17 protein-coding genes are annotated in these 17335 nt (G+C 63.4%); 2 read left to right on the forward strand and 15 right to left on the reverse strand.

Annotated features, from left to right (window positions below; genetic code table 11):
• Positions 1-45: 45 nt before the first annotated feature.
• The 11 genes from B0G74_RS24160 to B0G74_RS24210 all read right to left on the reverse strand — a co-directional run bounded on the left by B0G74_RS24160 (position 46) and on the right by B0G74_RS24210 (position 13546).
• Entirely contained in the window at positions 46-933 is an 888-nt protein-coding gene (locus tag B0G74_RS24160) for an MBL fold metallo-hydrolase (RefSeq protein ID WP_132379332.1), read from the reverse strand.
• A gap of 279 nt (positions 934-1212) precedes the next feature.
• Positions 1213-2628, reverse strand: a complete 1416-nt coding sequence (locus B0G74_RS24165) for an MFS transporter (RefSeq protein ID WP_132377385.1) — start codon at positions 2626-2628, stop codon at positions 1213-1215.
• 37 nt (positions 2629-2665) lie between these two features.
• Positions 2666-3679, reverse strand: coding sequence for a succinylglutamate desuccinylase/aspartoacylase family protein (locus tag B0G74_RS24170; protein WP_132377386.1), 1014 nt, complete (start codon positions 3677-3679; stop codon positions 2666-2668).
• Positions 3680-3834: 155 nt separating this feature from the next.
• Positions 3835-4719 (reverse strand): LysR family transcriptional regulator, encoded by an 885-nt coding sequence (locus tag B0G74_RS24175; protein ID WP_132377387.1) that lies wholly within the window; start codon positions 4717-4719, stop codon positions 3835-3837.
• A gap of 73 nt (positions 4720-4792) precedes the next feature.
• Positions 4793-5380: an LUD domain-containing protein gene (locus B0G74_RS24180; RefSeq protein ID WP_132377388.1), complete on the reverse strand. Its 588-nt coding sequence runs from the start codon at positions 5378-5380 to the stop codon at positions 4793-4795.
• The gene (locus tag B0G74_RS24185) at positions 5367-6761 is read right to left on the reverse strand and encodes a lactate utilization protein B (protein ID WP_132377389.1); all 1395 of its coding nucleotides are present in this window, start codon (positions 6759-6761) and stop codon (positions 5367-5369) included. Before B0G74_RS24185 ends, B0G74_RS24180 begins: the two co-directional genes overlap by 14 nt.
• Positions 6758-7501, reverse strand: coding sequence for a (Fe-S)-binding protein (locus tag B0G74_RS24190; protein ID WP_132377390.1), 744 nt, complete (start codon positions 7499-7501; stop codon positions 6758-6760). The genes B0G74_RS24185 and B0G74_RS24190 overlap by 4 nt, the downstream gene beginning before the upstream one ends.
• Positions 7502-7848: 347 nt before the next feature.
• A complete protein-coding gene (locus tag B0G74_RS24195) occupies positions 7849-8595 on the reverse strand; it encodes a FadR/GntR family transcriptional regulator (RefSeq protein WP_132377391.1) in 747 nt (248 codons plus the stop codon).
• Positions 8596-8778: 183 nt separating this feature from the next.
• Positions 8779-10563: a peptidase S10 gene (locus B0G74_RS24200; protein WP_132377392.1), complete on the reverse strand. Its 1785-nt coding sequence runs from the start codon at positions 10561-10563 to the stop codon at positions 8779-8781.
• A 188-nt stretch (positions 10564-10751) separates the two neighbouring features.
• On the reverse strand, positions 10752-11930 hold the full coding sequence (locus B0G74_RS24205) for an aminotransferase class I/II-fold pyridoxal phosphate-dependent enzyme (RefSeq protein WP_132377393.1): 1179 nt from the start codon (positions 11928-11930) through the stop codon (positions 10752-10754).
• Between the two features lie 134 nt (positions 11931-12064).
• Positions 12065-13546, reverse strand: coding sequence for an RNA polymerase factor sigma-54 (locus B0G74_RS24210; RefSeq protein ID WP_132377394.1), 1482 nt, complete (start codon positions 13544-13546; stop codon positions 12065-12067).
• A gap of 495 nt (positions 13547-14041) precedes the next feature.
• Here B0G74_RS24210 and B0G74_RS24215 point away from each other — a divergent pair, with 495 nt between their 5' ends.
• Entirely contained in the window at positions 14042-14383 is a 342-nt protein-coding gene (locus B0G74_RS24215) for a BON domain-containing protein (RefSeq protein ID WP_132377395.1), read from the forward strand.
• 190 nt (positions 14384-14573) lie between these two features.
• Here the strand turns inward: B0G74_RS24215 and B0G74_RS24220 are convergent, their stop codons facing one another.
• Positions 14574-15026 carry a PA2169 family four-helix-bundle protein gene (locus B0G74_RS24220; protein ID WP_132377396.1) on the reverse strand — a complete coding sequence of 151 codons (453 nt, stop codon included), beginning with the start codon at positions 15024-15026 and terminating at the stop codon, positions 14574-14576.
• Positions 15027-15397: 371 nt separating this feature from the next.
• Here B0G74_RS24220 and B0G74_RS24225 point away from each other — a divergent pair, with 371 nt between their 5' ends.
• Complete coding sequence (locus B0G74_RS24225; protein WP_132377397.1) at positions 15398-15640, forward strand: hypothetical protein; 243 nt, start codon at positions 15398-15400, stop codon at positions 15638-15640.
• 92 nt (positions 15641-15732) lie between these two features.
• On the opposite strand, the gene B0G74_RS24230 is transcribed toward B0G74_RS24225, so the two are convergent.
• From B0G74_RS24230 to B0G74_RS24240, 3 genes are all read right to left on the reverse strand, one after another.
• Positions 15733-16323: a hypothetical protein gene (locus B0G74_RS24230; protein WP_132377398.1), complete on the reverse strand. Its 591-nt coding sequence runs from the start codon at positions 16321-16323 to the stop codon at positions 15733-15735.
• Positions 16324-16415: 92 nt separating this feature from the next.
• A complete protein-coding gene (locus tag B0G74_RS24235; protein ID WP_132377399.1) occupies positions 16416-16760 on the reverse strand; it encodes a DUF1488 domain-containing protein in 345 nt (114 codons plus the stop codon).
• Complete coding sequence (locus B0G74_RS24240; protein ID WP_132377400.1) at positions 16757-17320, reverse strand: DUF4142 domain-containing protein; 564 nt, start codon at positions 17318-17320, stop codon at positions 16757-16759. Before B0G74_RS24240 ends, B0G74_RS24235 begins: the two co-directional genes overlap by 4 nt.
• Positions 17321-17335: the final 15 nt, after the last annotated feature.

The raw sequence follows: 17335 nt of genomic DNA on the forward strand, positions 1-17335 counted from the left end.
AGCAAACTCCGTGGCGAGCCCGGCCAGATTGCCTGAAAGGCAACGTCATGGTGCGGCGTCAGCGTACTGCCATTCGAATCCGTCCGCGCCGCGCCTCACCCGCCCCGCCGATGTCTGCGGAAAATGCGCGGTGAAGAGAGTCGCGTCGCGATCGGCCGCGTAGTTCAGCAACCAGTGCCGCGAGTGACGCGCCGACGCCCCATCGAGGCAGAACGTCGAGTTCCATTCCGGGCGGTAGACCTGGATGGGGTTATGCATCACATCGCCGGTAAAGATCGCTTCCTCGCCGCGCGAACGGATCGATATCGACATATGTCCGGCGCTATGCCCCGGCGTGGGATGAAATACGATACCTTCGCGCCACGTGCCGCCCTCGGCAGGAATCGTTACGGCTTGACCGGATTCGATCACAGGCACGACGCTGTCATCGAAAACCATGCGGCGGCTGTCACCCGCCGGGGTCGCGAAGAAATCCTGCTCCGCTTGCGGGAACACGTATTTCGCGTTCGGGAAGGTCGGCTGCCAGCGGCCGTCGATCCACTGCGTATTCCAGCCGACATGGTCCGCGTGCAGATGCGTGAGCAGCACCTCGTCCACCTGCGCCGGCAAGATGCCCGCGTCGGCGAGACGCTCCAGGTACGGATTGTTCAGCTGATGAAACAGCTTGCTGAACGGCCGCTCCTTGAAATTGCCGATGCCGGTGTCGATCAGCACGGTCAGGCCGTCGATCTGCACGACCCAGGTGTGCACGCTCAGCGTCACTTCGTTGTGTTCGAGGTCGAGACTTGCCGACGACAGGCGGCGGCCCAATTCGTCGGCTGCCGACGACGCCCACTCCGGATAGAGGACCGTGGGCGCTAAGGGAAAACAGGTTTCGCTGACGCGGGTAATGCGCGCGTCGCCTATTCGGTGCGTGAGGACCTCAGTCGGCATCATGTGACTCCGTGAAAAGTGCGGCGGCAGCGAGTGGATCGGTTATGCCACTCTTCTGCGGTGAATGGCCTCACTATCGCAAATCCGTGGCTTGCCGGCCAATGCCGTTTTCTGCGTTTGGTGATGCTTTGTGGGCATCGCCATGTGAGGCTCGGTGTCCATCGGTCTATGGGGCGCGACGCGCCTCCATGCAACCATCTCTTGCGCCGGTTCACGCGGCCGCCACCATGCAGGCCATGTCATGCACCGATTCACGCGGACGCGGCCATGCAAGCCGCGTCATGCGCGTGCCAACACCGGCGTGCGTCGCGCCGCCACGCCATACAGCAGCGCGCTGAGCGCAGCCGCCACACCGCCGACGCACGCCAGCGCCACGCCCAAACCAGCGCTTTGCCCGCCGAGCCGCTGATTGATGAAGCCGACCGCGAACGGCCCGAGTCCGCCGCTGATCGCGTTGGTGAGAAACACCAGCAACGCAATCGAGCGTCCGCGCATACGATTCGGAATTGCGATCTGGATCGGCACCGGCGCCAACGCCATCGCGACACTCGCAGCAAACGCGGAGGCGCCATACAGGACCACCGCGATATGCACATCGCCGACGAGCGGCATCGCGATGGCGGCCGGCACGAGCAACGCAGCCGCCGACGCGGACAGCACCAGCACCTTGCGCACGGCGGCGGCATCGCTGACGCGCCCGGCGAGGCACCCCGCGCTCAGCACACCGAGTATGCCGCCGAACATATAGGCCGGCGCTGCCATCTGTCCGACTACGCGTGGCGTCAGATGAAAATGCCGGATCAGCAGCGTCGGAAACCAGGCCGCGTGTGAGTAGAACAGCGTGATCAGCGCGACATAGGCGGCGAAGTACGGCAGGCAGAAGCGGTTCTTCACGAACAGTTCACGCAGCACGTCTTTCAGCGGCGGCGTACTGTCTTGCAATGCCTCGGCCACCACAGCGGCCGATGGCGCAGTTTCAGTCGGGACGACACCCTGCGTGGCCGGGTCCGCGGCCACGTTCCGAAGCGCGGACGACACCCCACGCCGTTGCGGCTCCCGCACCGACAACGCGACGATCGCCGCAAGCGCCAGGCCCGGCAATCCGACCGCGACGAACACCGCCTGCCATCCGTTCAAACCCATGCCCGCGAGCCACGCAGCGCCCGCGCCGTGCTCGATCGAACCGAGCAGCATGCCGCCGCCGAACAGAGCGACGCCACCACCGATGTACGGTCCCAGCATGAACGCGCTGCTTGCTCGCGTGACTTTGCGCGGCGGATACAGATCGCTGAAGATCGACAGCGCCGCCGGGCTCAGGCCCGCTTCCGCGATCGCCGTCCCCGCACGCGCCGCGAGCAGTTCGCCGAAATTGTGCGCGAACCCGCACAGCGCCGTGGAGACCGCCCAGATCGCCACGCACACGGCAATCAACCGCACGCGATTGGAGCGATCAATCAAGCGCGCGATGAACACGCCCGCCGTCGCGTAGCACAGCGTGAACGAAAACCCTTGCAGCAGGCCGATTTGCGTATCGGTGAGCGCCAGCGTTTCCTTGATCGGTTGCACGAGAATGCTCACGATCTGCCGGTCGAGATACGAAAACGCAAAGCAGACAAAGAACAGGACGACGACGTACGTGTGCCCACGACGCGCATCGGCGGCGTCGGCATCGGACGCGGTGGTGACTGCATTCATGGCGAATCTCCGGCTGGCTTCTGTTCGATGGACTGGGTCACTGCCACTGCGCATCCGCAGCCAGCACGGCGATACAGTCGCCCGGTTCGACGCGTGCGAACGAACGCATGCAGACCACCACACCATCGCCCGCAAAACGGATCTCCTGTGGTTCGCTCCACGGCGCGTACGGATCGAACACCCGCGCGGCCAACTGATCCTTTTTGACCTGATCGCCGAGTGCGAACGCGGGTTCGGCCACGCCCGCCCGCGAGGCGAACACGTAGTGCCGCGCGCCGTCCACTTTCAACCAACGCGTGTCGTGCCGCGGCGCAGGCGGACGCTCGTCAGGCGTGACGCCGAGCGTATGCAGCACACGCCGCAGACCATCCTCGACGATCGCGACGCCGTTGGGATCGCAGGCCGCGTAGCCGCCGAATTCACCGCACAGGAACAGCTTGCCGTGCCGCTCGACAGCCGCGCCATACGTGCGGTCCTCGCCGAGCAGATCCATGAGCATGGTTTGTGGCGCGGCAAACGCCTGCACGAGCCGCCGGTATTCCGCACGGCGCGACGCGTCGGCTGGCGGCGCCGCGAGCAAGGCCGGCAGATGATTGAACGACGCGCCGCCCGCGTGCAGATCGATCACGACGTCGGCGCGCGGAAACAGTTCGGTGTCCGCATAGTGCGCAATCATGTCGGTGATATGGCCGTTGCGCGCGCCGGGAAAAACGCGGTTCAGGTTGCCCTTATCGATCGGCGAGGTGCGCGAGCCGTTGATAAAGGCCGGGAAATTCAGCGCCGGCACGACGATCAACCGACCGTTGATCGACATCGACGGCATGCGCCGGACGAGTTTCATCAGCGCAACGGGGCCTTCGTATTCGTCGCCGTGATTGCCCCCGGTCAGCAACACCGTAGGACCGTTACCGCCCTTGAGCACGGTGATCGGAATCGGAATGTGCCCGTACGCGGAGCGGTCGTGCGAAAACGGCACGCGCAGCGTGCCGTTTTGCAGGCCGAGGCGTTCGTAGTCGATGTCGGTGGAAATCAGCGATGGTGTGGACGGCATGGTTGTCTCCCGATAAGAAAGCGGACCACGGCGCTGTCGTCGGATGACGCGCCGTGGTCGTGCTTCAATATCGTCGAGGCAAAAAAACAGCGCCAATGCCGATTTTTAGGGAAGCCGATGCCTTAAAGGCATCACAGCAAGGTATTGCCAGCCACTCACTTCTGCGCCTCGAGCAAGGCAATGAACTGCGCGAGCGCCGGATTGCGATGTTGCTCGTGATACGCAAAATGCAGCGGCAGCACGATCGACAGATCGGACAGTGTGAGGAATTGCACCAGCGCGGGCGGCCGTTCGCGATTGGCCGAGTTGACGATCGCCGCGCCCACACCCGCCGACACTAACGAGAGAATCGCGGCTTCGGTCGACACTTCCTGCACCACGTCGAGCGTCAAACCAGCGCGCTCGCACGCGCCGATCAGGCGGTCGTAGTAAGCGGGATAAACATGGCGCGGAAACGTGATGAAGGGCTTGCCGGCCAGTTGCGCGGCAGGCACGGTCTTGCGCCGGCCGAACGACCACGAAGCCGGCGCCGCCAGCACGACACCGTTTTCGAGCAAGGGCAAGCTGGCGAATTGCTCGGGCAGCGCGCCGAAGTGGTAGATGAAGCCGCCGTCGAGCTGACCCGCGTCGATCGCGTCCAGTTGCTCGGGCGTGTTCATCGGCGTGAGTTCGATGCCGACCTGCGGCGCCTTCTGCTGGAACGCTTGCAGCGCGTTCGGCACGAGGCCGCCCCACACCGCGTTTTCGACGAACCCCATGCGCACATGACCCGACACGCCTGCCGCGACTCGTTGCGCGACGCGCGCCGCTTGCTCGACCTGCTGCAGAATGCCGCGCGCCTCGCGCAGATAGGCGCCGCCCGCCAGCGTCAACCTGAGGCCGCGTGGCGTGCGCTCGAATAGCGCGACGCCCAAGGCTTCCTCGAGGTCCTGGATTTGCCGCGAGATGGCCGGCTGGGTCACGTGAAGTTGCTCGGAGGCGCCGCGCACGCTCGCGTGCTCCGCAACGGCGACGAAGTATCGGAGATGCCGGAGTTCCATGTCAGCAGAGTGGCAGGCTTATCGAACGGGATGCCGCATTGTGCCATTCGATCACGCCGCGGTTACTGCATTTTCATTGCGCCGCGAGCCACACCACCGTCAACGACCGCACGCCTTGCGCGCCGCGAATCAGCACGCCCTCGATATCCGCCGTCGCCGAAGGTCCGGTGACGAGCGCCGCATAACGGGCGTCACGAAAATCATCGCGCCGGTACACGTCCTGCAAGCCGTCGATCAATTGCGCCGGGTCGAGCAGCACGACCAGATGCTGCACGATGTAGCCCAGCGCGTTGACCACATACTCGCGTTCGCTGAACCACACCGAGCCGGTTTCGGCGACGCCGAAGCGTGCCCGCACCACGCCGACGTCGATGTCCTGCAACGAGGCGGGTTCCGTATCGGCTGTGAGCGCACGCGTGCCTGGAACTTCGGCAGTCGCCGAAGCCACCGATGCCGCCGCGCCGAAGCGCTCGCGAATCAGCCCGCTCACATCGGTTGCGGAACTGGCTTCGACGCAGGCGCCGCCCATTGCCTGCAAGGCCGTCGTGAAGCGCGCGCGCAGATCGCCGCCTGCCGAGTCGAACAGCGGCACTTCGGGTCGTGGCCGCGACGGCGGCTGCGCCTGCCGCACCTTGTCCAGAAAAGCCTCACGCGTTGCCATTGTCGCCTCCACGATTCTTCTTGTACCAGGCGTGGAAGGTCAGCTTGGGCGCCTCCGGCAACTCGCGCTGCTTGCCCCAGATATTGAGCGGGTTATACAGCACGAAGTTCGGCAGCCGCCGCAGCGCGCTACCCATCGACGACACCGTCGCGCGATACAAGGTCGGACTCGCCAGCAAACGCCCCGCCATTTTCAGCACTTCCTGCTTCACGAACGGCACTTCATGACGCTCGGCGATCACCGTGCGCCATTTGTAGATCTGCTCGTGGATATTGATCTTCACCGGACACACGTTGGTGCAACTGCCATTGAGCGTCGACGCGAACGGCAACGCGCTGTAGCGCTTCAGATCGAAGGTCGGATTGATGATCGCGCCGATCGGCCCCGAGTACGTGCCGCCATACGACAGCCCGCCGCTGCGCCGGTACACGGGACACGTATTCATGCAGGCGCCGCAGCGAATGCATTTGAGCGAGTACCAGAAGTCCTCCATCGCGAGCCGCTCCGAGCGGCCGTGATCGACGAGGATGAAATGCATCTCCGTGCCCGGACGCGGCGCGCGGAAATGCGAGGTGTATTGCGTGATCGGCGAGCCGAGCGCGCTGCGCGACAGCATGCGGATGAACACGCCGAGGTCCGACACCTTCGGAATCAGCTTCTCGATCCCGATCGACGCGATATGCAAAGGCGGCACGTTCGCCGACAGATCGGCATTGCCTTCGTTCGTACACACCACGACCGTGCCGGTCTCCGCCACCGCGAAATTACATCCGGTCATGCCGGCCGTTTTCTCGCGCACGAAGTACGGCCGCGTGTTCATGCGCTGGCTTTCCGCGAGGTAGTGAATGTCGCTATTCTTCGGATCGGTGCCGATGGTGCGGCCGAACAGTTCGGCTACGTCGGCGCGCAGTTTATGCACCGCCGGCACCACCATGTGGCTCGGGTCCTGATGATCGAGTTGCTGGATGCGTTCGCCCAGATCCGTTTCCATCACCGTGATGCCGCGCGGTTCGAGATACTCGCGCATCTTGCATTCGTCGGTGAGCATCGACTTGCTTTTGACGAGCGTGGTCATGCCGCGCTCCGACATGATCTGGTGCACGAGCGCGTTGTGCTCTTCGGCGGTGGCGGCCCAATGGACCGTCACGCCGTTGGCCTCGGCCGCCGCCGCGAACTGTTCGAGATACCCGGACAGATTGGACAGCGTATGTTCCTTGATACCCGATGCGAGTTCGCGCATCGTCTCCCATTCAGCAATGCCGTGCGCCTGCACATCGCGCTTCTCACGCAAATCCCACAGACGCTTGTCGTGAAACGCCACGTGCTCCGTCTTGCTGATAAAAGCGCCCGCGGCTTTCGCGTGATCGATCCGGTTGCTCATACGCGTGCTCCATTGAGGACCTGCGCGATATGGATGAAACGCGCGTCGGCTTTCATGCGTTCCGCGCAGCCTTGCTGATGCATGAGGCACGACATGTCGCCCGAGACGATGTATTCGGCGCCCGCGTTCAGATGATCGCGCACCTTGTCCTGTCCCATACGCACCGACACCGGCTCTTCGGTGACGGAGAAGGTGCCGCCGAAACCGCAACATTCGTCGGGCCGCGCCAGCTTGACGAACTCGATGCCCTTCACGCCTTCGAGCAAGGTACGCGGCTTCGAAAACGACGTGCCCGCCACTTCCGAAATCGACGCTTCCTTCAGATGCCGCAACGCGCTGCAACTGTTATGCAAGCCCACGCGATGAGGAAACTCGGCCCAGGGAAATTCACGCGCGCCGACCACGTCGTGCAGAAACTCGACGAGTTCGTAAGCGTTCACGCGGACTTTCTTCACTTCGTCGGTTTGTTCGAGCGCGGTCAGATGCTCGCGCACGTGATGGATGCAACTCGCCGACGGCCCGACGATGTAGTCGTAGCCCGCGAAGTTGCGCGCGAACACACGCTCGGTGCCGGCTGCTTCGGCATGCGCGCCGCTGTTGGCCATCGGCTGGCCGCAGCAGGTTTGCTCCTGCGGATAGTCGACCTCGATGCCGAAACGTTCGAGCAATTCGAGCGTGGCGATCCCCACTTCGGGATAGAACGCGTCGATGAAGCACGGGATGAACAGGGCGACTTTCATAAGCTTATTGAAAAGAAAAATGGCAGCCGGCGACCACCTACTCTACTGCGGAATCGCGCCGGGGAACCAGTACGGCGAAGCGGCGGCATGAATCGATTGACAAGGTTTTCGTCGGCCCAGTCAGACTGGTAAGGTTGGTCTGACCAAGAATATAAGGGAAGTTGTGAGAGGGTGTCAATCGCGGGATCGCGACGGATTAGCAGCGATCAGGAACGATAAGGCCGCGCCGTGCGCGCAAGCATCCGCGGCAATGAATCAGCACTGAAGAGGATTTAAAGCGAAGAATTGAAACCGCAACCACGTGGGCGCCAGGTTAGCGTCCAGACAGCATTCAAGCACTCATGCGCTCAAGAAACCGCACTCGACGAAGGCTTCGCCGCGTCTTCCTTGTAGATCTCGCGCACGAAAGTCAAATGACGCTCGGCGGCCTTGCGCGCCTTTTGCGCGTCGCGCGCCATGACGGCGTCGTAGATGGCCTGATGCTGGCTCATCAACTGCTTTTCCATCGCGTCGTCGTAATCGATCAGCCTATGGTACTGGCGCATGCTTTCGCGAATCAGCGTATGGATGCCGTGCATCACATGCGCGAGCGCGATGTTGTGCGTGGAGTCGGCGATCGCGAGGTGAAATGCGGCGTCCAGTTCCGCGAGGTTCACGCGATCCTGCGACTGCGAGCCGGCCTTCAATGCCTCGAACGCCACGCTGATCTTTTTCAGGTCGGCGGCCGTGGCGCGCTCGGCGGCATACACCGTCGAAATCGATTCGAGCCCCTGGCGCAATTCCAGAATATCGGCACTGGTACGTGGATTTTGCAGCAGCAGCTCGGCAAGCGGTTTGGAGATGATCGGCGCGGTGACGTCGACCACCGTGAAACCGCCCCGCCCGGAGGTCTCGATGTAGCCATCCGCTTCCAGCCTGATCAGCGCCTCGCGCAACGACGGCCGCGACACGCCGAGCTGCGTCGCCAGATCGCGCTCGGCCGGCAAACGGTCGCCGGGCATCAGCGTGCCGTCCGAGATCAGTTGCTTGATCTGGTCGGACACCACGTCGGACAACCGTTTGCGTGTGAAGGACTGGATCGGGAGAAATGGCATGGGCAGCGGTGAGTGAAGCCGGTTGAGCGAGCGGTTTTCAGGCGGTGGATAAGCGTCCAGGCGCGGTGCGTTGCACCGTTGCAGTCATACCGCGACGTTGCAACGAATTATACCGTTCAACCGAACACGCCGAATCCGCTTGTAAGGCAAGCCCCGAGCGCCGCGCGAGTTCTTCAGAGTCAGCTAGCGCGCCCCCGCCGCATAGAAACTCGCCAGATCGCGCTTGAGCGTATGCAATGCCGCGTCGTCGAGATAGATCATATGACCGGTCGGATAGTAGGCGATTCGCACATTGGCGCGCAGCGGCCCATCCACGCCAAGATGCGCAAGCGCATATTCGGTCGCATAGAACGGCGTGGCCAGATCGAAATAGCCGTTCACCGACATCACGCGCAAATGCGGATTCTGTCGCATCGCCTCGGCCAGATCACCCGCCGCGTACGGCACAGGCAGATGCTCGCCCCACCATTCGCGATGCTTCCAGTCCCACTGCGCCAACGCTTCGTCGTTGAAGACGCGGTAGCGCTCGGCCGGCATGAAGTGCAGATCCTGAGCGAAATGCTGGTGCAGCGCCGCGTCGAAAGCACTCGAGACGCTACTTACCGACGCATCGTAATCAGGACGCTCGGATACGCTGTCGAAGTCGATGCCTTCGAAACGCGCATCGTAACGGCCGACGCTGCGCGCCTGATCGCGCAGCAATTCACTGCGATAACGCGACGGATAGAGACGCAAGCGGCTGCGCTTCACATAGCCGACATCGAGGCCGGTGAACTGCGCGACTCGCGCGGCGATCGCGTCGCGCTCGGCGTCGGGCAGCGCATCACCTTGCGCGAGCGCCTGCGCATACGGGCCGCGCGCGAACGCGCGGGCTTCGTCGAGAAAGGCCGGCAGACTGGCCGGCTTCGGCACGATCTTGTCGTGATACCAGGCGATCGCCGCGAAGCTCGGCAGATAGCTTTCGCTTTTGAAATCCGAGCCCGCCGAAAACGCGGCCGAGTCGAGCACCGACGACATCAGGATCACGCCGTTGAGCGCGATATTGTTCTGCCCCAACTGATACGCGAGCATCGCGGCACGCGCGGTGCCATACGATTCGCCCAGCAGGTACTTGGGCGAATTCCAGCGCTGATTCACCGTCAGATAGCGGTCGATGAATTGCGAAAACGCGCCGAGATCCTTATCGACGCCCCAGAAGTCTTTGCCGGTGCCATGACCGACCACCCTCGACAAGCCCGCGCCGACGGCGTCGATGAATACCAGGTCGGTCGTATCGAGCAGGCTGTCGGGATTGTCGGCGAGCGTGTAAGGCGCGGGCGGCGTGATGTCGGGACTCGCGGTGCGGACCCGCTTCGGTCCGAACGAGCCGATCATCAGGAACACGGTGCCGGCGCCCGGCCCACCGTTAAACAGGAACGTGACCGGTCGCTTTTCCGGCGTTTTGCTGGCCACGGTGTAAGCGACATAAAAGACGCTCGCGTTGGCCTGCCCCGTCCTGTCGCGCAACAACAGGTTGCCGGCGGTGGCCGTGTAGTCGATCTTGCGGCCATCGAGCCGGATGGAATGCTGCGTGACCGACGAGGTTTCAGGCGGTACCGGAATCGCCGCCGGCTCAGGTTTCGCGTTGCGCTGCGCCGTGCTGCCCGATGTTTCGTTCTGCGTCGTCGCGACGGGGCGTGGCTGGCGAGGCGTGCGCTGCGGCTGGGCTGCGTGCGGCTCATCGAGCGGTGGGTCAGTCGCCTCCGCGCGTTGATTGGGCGTGCCGCTCACGATGCGTGGCGCGTCCGGCGCCGACGCCTCGACGTCCGCGCTTGCAGCGGCTTCCGGCGAATCGTCTGGTTCAGCCGCCGCGCACATCGTGCTGAACGTGGCGAGCGCGAGCAGCACGAGCGCCATCGCGACGAGCGCGGCCGCCATCGATCCTGCCATCAGTGATTGGCGCAACCAGAAGGTGAAGCGAAGGCCCATGAGTTTCCCGACCGCGAGTCGATAGGCGCCGATGTCCGGAAGGTCAATGGTTAAGACGAACTCGGCGCTCGATTTTTGATGCAAGCATTTGCCGCGTCAATCGAAAACTGGCGAGGACGCGCCCTCCTCCCCACGACGTATCGCTGCGTGACGCTAATCGAAAAGCAAACGAAATGTTGACGAAAGACTCAACGACCCGGCAATGCACCGACGAATACAGCGATCCGCTCGCACGCATCGATGAGGCGCGCTTCGTCGACAACGAACCCCAGCCGCACGAACCCATTCGCCGTCTCGCCGAAAGCGCTCGCGTCGAGCAGCGACACGCCCTGCGCGCGAAACAGTTGCCAGGTGAAATCGACCGTATCGAGGCCCGTGCCGCTCACGTCCACCATCATGAACATGCCCGCCTCGGGCAACAGGCACCGCAAGCCCGGCACACGATGCAAACGCCCGAATACCACGTCGCGCCGGCGCCGGTAGATCTCACGCATCTCGGCGGCGATCTGAGCCTTGTGCTGCAACGCCGTCAATGCGGCCTGCTGGATGAAGCCGGGCAAGCCGTACAGCATCGCAAGCGCGAGCCGCCCCATATGCTCGATCAGTTCGGTGGGCCCGATCGCCCAGCCCACGCGCCAACCCGCCATTGCATGCGATTTCGACAGACTGCCGAGCGTCACGGTGCGCTCCGCCATGCCAGGCAGCGCGGCAATGCTCACGTGCTCGCGTTCGAAGGTCAGCTCGGCGTAGACCTCGTCGGACAGCACCCATAGGTCGTGCTCGCAAGCGAGCCGCGCGATACGTTCGAGATCGGCGCGTTGCATGACCACGCCGGTCGGATTGCATGGCGTCGCGAAGAAAATGGCCTTGGTGCGCGACGTGACGGCCGCCTCCAACGCGTCGCAGTCGACGTGAAACGCCCGCGCCGCATCGACCGGCACCGTCACGAGCGTGGCGCCGGCCGCGCGCACGCAGGCCTCGTAGGTCAGATACATGGGCTCGGGGACGATCACTTCATCGCCCGCTTCGAGCAGACACAACGATGCGGCGAACACACCGTTCTGCGCCCCCGCGGTCAGGATCACGTTGGCGGCGCTCACGGCACAGCCGGTCATGCGCGTGTGTTCCGCGGCAATCGCCGCGCGCACCGGCTCGCGGCCGGAGACGGCGCTGTAGTGCGTGTCGCCGCCGCGCAAGGCCTCGATTGCACGCTCGACGATCGGCGCGGGCGTGGCGAAATCGGGGTCCCCCACGCTCAGCACGATGACGTCTTCACCTCTCGCCTCCGCCTGTTGCGCGACACGATGTATTTCCCACGCGGAGGTGCGCCGGCCCTGCAAGCGTTCGACCAGATTCGAGTACTTCATTGAGCCCACCCCGTTTCCCATGGACCCGCCAATGTAAAGGGGCACGCGCGAAACGTCCAGATACGAAAAAGCGCCACGCGAGCGAACAGCCTCGCGTGGCGCTTGAGCGTTGCCCCGTTTTAAGGGGCGGCGCGTTAAAGCTGGCGGCGCAACTCCGCCGGCGGTACCTTCATCAGGTGCCGGTATTTCGCCACGGTGCGGCGCGCCACCAGCACGCCCTGGTCGGCGAGCATTTTGGCAAGCGTCACATCCGAGAGCGGATCGCGCGTGTTTTCCGCGGCGATCATTTCCTTGAGCAGCGCGCGCACGGCCGCGGCCGAACACGTACCGCCGCTTTCCGTGCCCAGTTCGCGCGGGAAGAAGTGCTTGAATTCGAAAATACCGCGCGGCGTGGCCATATATTTGTTGCCGGTGGCACGCGAGATGGTGGATTCGTGCAGGCCGAGTTCCTCGGCGACGTCGCGCAGCACCATCGGCTTGAGCGCGATTTCGCCGTACTGGAAGAAGGCCTTCTGATGCGCGACGATGCATTCGGCCACGCGCTGAATCGTGTCGAAGCGTTGCTGCGCGTTGCGGATCAGCCAGCGTGCTTCCTGCAGTTGCTGCGCGAGCGGCGAACGGCTCGCGCCGGCCGACTGCGCGAACAGTTCCGCATACATGCGATGGATACGCGCGCGCGGCTGCACCGCCGGGTTGATCGCCACGACCCACTTGTTGCGGACCTGACGCACGATCACGTCCGGCACCACGTAGTTGTCTTCGGTACGGCCGTAGCTGTTGCCAGGTTTCGGGTCGAGCTTGCGCACCAGCGCGCAGGCCACGCGCAATTCTTCGGCGCTGCAGGCGATCTGCTTTTGCAGTTCGGCCTGCTCGCGGCGCGCGAGCCGTTCCAGATGATGTTCGACGATTTGCCGCGCGACTTCGCGCCCCGGCGTGTCGGCGGGCAACGCGTTCACCTGGAGCGACAGGCACTCGGACAACGAACGCGCGCCCAGACCCGGCCGATCGAGCGATTGCACGAGACGCAGCGCCACCAGCAATTCTTCTTCGGTCAATTCGGGTTCGAGATCGACGCTGTCCGCGAGATCGGCGAGTTCCTGGCGCAGATAGCCGTCGTCGTCGAGCGCCTCGATGATGAAGCGGGCCACCGCGCGGTCACGGTCGTCGAGTCGGTAAAGGCGCAGCGAATCGTGCAGTTGCTCGCGCAAGGTCGGCTGCGAGCGCGCCCATTCGGCCGGGTCGCTGCTGTCCGAGTCGCCGTTCTGGCGCGTCGAACTGCGGCTGCTGTAGTCGCCGGAGAAGTCGCCCGGCATGTCGTCCTGGCCCGCGCCTTCCAGCGTATCGTTGGCGCCGGATTCAGCCTGCACCGAATCCGGTTCGGCGCTTGCGACGGTGTCGGCGGCGGGCAGCGCGCCGCCGTCTTCGCCGGAGCTTGCGGTTGACAGCGCAACGTCTTCCGTCTCCGACGAGTCGTACTCGAGGAACGGATTGGTGTCGAGCGCCGTGCGCAATTCCTGCTGGAACTCCAGAGACGACAACTGCAACAGACGCACCGATTGCTGCAGACGCGGCGTGAGTGCGAGAGACTGCCTTGTGCGTAGTTCAATTGAAGGCATTGTAGTGAGATCCCGTTAATAGCCGAAAAATGGTGAGTAACCTCCCAAGAGCAACTGTCGTACCAGCTCGCGCAACGCCCTGTTTTTTCTACGCTTTGCCTTTCAGGCCCGCCAATTGCGCAGGCCGCCAGGCGCTTTTTTTACAAGCACCCGGCAAATTCCGGTCCCTCCCGCCGCGAGCCGCCGAGCGTGGCGCCGACGCTTCGCGGCGGCCTATTCCTCAGCCTAAATACCTATGCCGTAACGGCTTTTCCGCGACGGCAGTCTTTTGACGCCATGGCGGGCACACCGCTTGCGTCCAGGCACTATGTGGACGGACGCCGGTCTTTGCAGGCAACGCGCAAGCGCAGCGGATGCAGACCGTCATCCGGTGTCGATAACGGGCCCTGACGGAACCGTAGCGGCAACGATCCCACGCGTGTCATCGGCGGCTCCGGCCGCGATCGACCGCAGGCAACAAGACCGCAATTTTCATCAACACCCGAAGGAGAAACCATGAAGACCATCCAACTTTTGAAGACCGCAGGTAGCATCGCTTGTGTCGCTTTCGCACTGAACGCGACCAACGTCATGGCGCAGAGCAGCGCTCCGTCGGCGGCGTCCGAAACCATCGGCCAGCACGTCGATGACGGCACCATCACCACCAAGGTCAAGGCAGACCTGCTGGCCGCGAAGAACGTCAAGTCGACGCACATCCACGTGAAGACCCGCAAGGGCGTGGTGTGGCTCACGGGAACAGTGCCTTCGGCCGACGACAAGGCAGCAGCCGGCGAAGTCGTAGAGGCAGTGAAGGGTGTCTCGAGCGTCAAGAACCATCTGAAGATCGCTGCTGAATAAGAGCGGCCGGTCGACCCGGGAAGTGCCGCTTTCGTTTGGCGTTTCCCGGTGTTTCTGGTTCAGGAAACAGAAAAGCCATCCGCGTTGCGGATGGCTTTTTTATGTGCAATCGGCTTCCGAATGGAAGCCGATTGCGGTTAAGAAAGAACAATAACCGGCGCCCTATCGAGCGCCGATTGCTCAGCCACTTTTAGCGCTTGGCCGCCGCATATTGATCGCGCAGGTCACGCACGCGGTCATGATTCTGCAGCACGCCCTGGTACTGCCGCTCGACGATCGCCCGCACATCCGCCGGCAATTCCTTTTCGAGCGCATCGTGATAGCGCTTCTTCGCGACGTCCTCGCCCTTCTCGCACTCGGCCAGAATCTCGTGGTCACTGCGATCCGTCACGGCCGACTTCACGTCGACCCAACCGCGATGCAGCGCGCCGCTCATGCTGCCGCCGGTTTCGGGCTTGCCGCCCAGCCCTTGAACCACGTCCTGCAGCTCACGCGCGCCGCGCGTGCAGTCTTCCGCACGTGACAGGAACAGCGTTTTCAACTGCGCGTCGTGCGCGTCTTCGGCTGCTTTGCGAAAGCCCTTCTCGCCGTCCTTCGACGTTTCGACCAGATCGTTCAACACGGAAACAACGTTCGTAGCCATTCAATACCTCCAAGGGTTTCGTTAGTCATGGAATCCGTCGCCGGAGAATCGTCAGGCTGTTGCCAGGCGCCCGCCCTCCGACGATGGAGTTCATGGATCTATTCGCACGAGCCGTGCCCGACGGCTATCGCCGTGGACGTATTGCGCGCTGCGACGACGACGCACGTGCAATCTTGCCAACACGCGTAAATGTTGCCCGCCGCGAAGCCTCGCGACCGCCCGCAAAGCCCCGCCCAGCGGGCTTCCGTTCGATGGCACAGCGGTTGCTTTATATGCTCCGCCCCCAGCACGCGTGCAACGCAACAACAGACTGCAAGACGTGCCAATGGATTGAAAACAATGGGAAGGCAACAACGACAGGGAATATCACCATGAAGATCAGGAGCGCAGAATTTCTGGCCGCCGTCGCGATCATCACCTCGGCCGCCGTGATGCAGATTCGAGAACATGTGCAAGTGCGGGAAGCGCCGTCCGCGAATGCTCAGGCAACGTCGCCTTCGTGTGGCGTGATGCATGATGGACTCGTGCCGGCTGCTTGCGAGCCGACGCGCGATGAGCGCCCGGTGGAGCGCGCGCCGCAGCCGCAACGCAATGCGCCGCAAGTCTGGGTCTGAGCAGAGAGTCGAGTACTGACAGGCACCAAAAAAAACGGCCCGGCTGATGTCGGGCCGTTCAGCTAATGACCGCAGCGAAAACGCGCGTCAACTCAAGCGCTCCTCTCGCTGAACTCACTGAGCGGCACAGGCTGCTTCAACGGATCGAAGTCGGCCCAGCGTCCCTGCTGCCAGCGTCCGCTTGCCCGCTCGATCGCCATGCCGCCTGCTTCGCGCAAAACGCGCGCCGCATCGAACTGATTATCCGGCGAGACGTGCACGGCCACGAGCACGCCGGAATCGCGCGTCTCCTCGTGGAATGCCGGACGATGGCCCGTATGGCCAGCGTGGCCAGCGTCACGCGTTCGCGACATCGCCCCGATCAGCGAGCCGACATACGCGCCGACGCCCGCGGCAATCAACGACACGATGATCGGCGCGGAGAACGCCGCGAAGATCCCGACGCCGACCACGGCGCCGACTACCGCCCCGATGGTGACGCCCATGCCGGCACCTTTGGGCGCATCCCTCGCGCCGGCATCAGTGCTGGTGTCGCCGCCGATCGGAAAACGCGCGTGCTGGCCACGCGGATTGACGAAGAACAGTGTGACGTCTTCCTCGACGAAACCTGCATTGAAGAGCTTTGCCGCCGCATCTTCAGCGGCGGGAAAAGTCGTAAAGCGTGCTGCGACGATGAGTGACATGAGGCCTCCTTGCATCGTTGGATAGCGTTTGCGGACCATGCCGCCGCATTTCGCCGCGCCGCACAGCGCGCGAGCGACGGCACGCGCCGGCACTACGCCGTGGTGCCGCGATCCGGTTCCATGCCTTCCACTCTGAACAGTCCGCTATGCAACACTACGCCTTCACCGTCGTTCTGGTCGAGTGCTTCTGCGCAAACCGAACGGATACGTTGACGGCCTTTGTCGAAGGCGGCCATCAGCGCGGCTTCCAGGGCGGAATCGGCGCCGAAATGATCCTCGAGCGCTTCGGCGGTAATCGTGCAGACGACCGGTTCGCCATCCACCCGCGCCATGAAGCGCACGGTCAGATTCGCTCCGTCGAAGACCGGCTTGTCGTCGGAAAAAGTGATCTGCATAAGGGAATCCTCATAGGCCGGTCGCGGCAGGATCGCGTTCATGGCGAACCCTTCATTGCGCCGGCGAGTTGCTGCGCCATCGCGAGATGATGTTTGATGGTCGGCAGCGCGTGTAGAGCCGCCGCCTTGAGTTGCGCATCGGTGCCGCTGGTGCTTTCCTGCTGGAACAGATCGACCGCTCGCTGATGCGCTTCCACTCCGATCTGCTCGACGTAGGCTTGATCGAATTCCTTGCCCTTGAGCGTCTGGAGTTTGCCGACCAGCGCGGAATCCGCCGACGGCGTCGAGGTGAAGCCCTTCTTCGAGACGAGCGCCGCCATCGCGTGGGAGAGTTTCGTGTGGTCCGTAATCATCTGCTGCGCGAATTTCTTCACTTTTGGATCGCTGGAATTCTTCAGCGCAACCTTGCTGGCTGCGATTTCGGTGGCGTCGGCCTGCGAGGCGTCCTGCACGAATTGCTGATCCGCCGGCGAAAGCTTCGTGCCGCTGACCGGTGCATCGCTCGCCGGAGCGTCGCTGGCTTGCGCGTAGACCGCGCCGATGGACGCCGCGCTCAAACTGAGCGCGACAGCCATCGCTTGTAGGGAATACCGGAATCTCATGCACTTTCTCCCAGG

The organism is Paraburkholderia sp. BL9I2N2 (assembly GCF_004339745.1).
In the GTDB taxonomy this organism is placed as follows: domain Bacteria; phylum Pseudomonadota; class Gammaproteobacteria; order Burkholderiales; family Burkholderiaceae; genus Paraburkholderia.

Excerpts from the sequence above, each read along its gene's own strand:
- B0G74_RS24170 (WP_132377386.1), bottom strand. The coding sequence starts at position 3,679 with ATGCCGTCCACACCATCGCTGATTTCCACCGACATCGACTACGAACGC.
- B0G74_RS24230 (WP_132377398.1), bottom strand. The coding sequence starts at position 16,323 with ATGTCACTCATCGTCGCAGCACGCTTTACGACTTTTCCCGCCGCTGAA.
- B0G74_RS24225 (WP_132377397.1), top strand. The coding sequence starts at position 15,398 with ATGAAGATCAGGAGCGCAGAATTTCTGGCCGCCGTCGCGATCATCACC.
- B0G74_RS24180 (WP_132377388.1), bottom strand. The coding sequence starts at position 5,380 with ATGGCAACGCGTGAGGCTTTTCTGGACAAGGTGCGGCAGGCGCAGCCG.
- B0G74_RS24220 (WP_132377396.1), bottom strand. The coding sequence starts at position 15,026 with ATGGCTACGAACGTTGTTTCCGTGTTGAACGATCTGGTCGAAACGTCG.
- B0G74_RS24235 (WP_132377399.1), bottom strand. The coding sequence starts at position 16,760 with ATGAACGCGATCCTGCCGCGACCGGCCTATGAGGATTCCCTTATGCAG.
- B0G74_RS24160 (WP_132379332.1), bottom strand. The coding sequence starts at position 933 with ATGCCGACTGAGGTCCTCACGCACCGAATAGGCGACGCGCGCATTACC.
- B0G74_RS24210 (WP_132377394.1), bottom strand. The coding sequence starts at position 13,546 with ATGCCTTCAATTGAACTACGCACAAGGCAGTCTCTCGCACTCACGCCG.
- B0G74_RS24195 (WP_132377391.1), bottom strand. The coding sequence starts at position 8,595 with ATGCCATTTCTCCCGATCCAGTCCTTCACACGCAAACGGTTGTCCGAC.
- B0G74_RS24240 (WP_132377400.1), bottom strand. The coding sequence starts at position 17,320 with ATGAGATTCCGGTATTCCCTACAAGCGATGGCTGTCGCGCTCAGTTTG.
- B0G74_RS24205 (WP_132377393.1), bottom strand. The coding sequence starts at position 11,930 with ATGAAGTACTCGAATCTGGTCGAACGCTTGCAGGGCCGGCGCACCTCC.
- B0G74_RS24215 (WP_132377395.1), top strand. The coding sequence starts at position 14,042 with ATGAAGACCATCCAACTTTTGAAGACCGCAGGTAGCATCGCTTGTGTC.
- B0G74_RS24200 (WP_132377392.1), bottom strand. The coding sequence starts at position 10,563 with ATGGGCCTTCGCTTCACCTTCTGGTTGCGCCAATCACTGATGGCAGGA.
- B0G74_RS24165 (WP_132377385.1), bottom strand. The coding sequence starts at position 2,628 with ATGAATGCAGTCACCACCGCGTCCGATGCCGACGCCGCCGATGCGCGT.
- B0G74_RS24185 (WP_132377389.1), bottom strand. The coding sequence starts at position 6,761 with ATGAGCAACCGGATCGATCACGCGAAAGCCGCGGGCGCTTTTATCAGC.
- B0G74_RS24175 (WP_132377387.1), bottom strand. The coding sequence starts at position 4,719 with ATGGAACTCCGGCATCTCCGATACTTCGTCGCCGTTGCGGAGCACGCG.
- B0G74_RS24190 (WP_132377390.1), bottom strand. The coding sequence starts at position 7,501 with ATGAAAGTCGCCCTGTTCATCCCGTGCTTCATCGACGCGTTCTATCCC.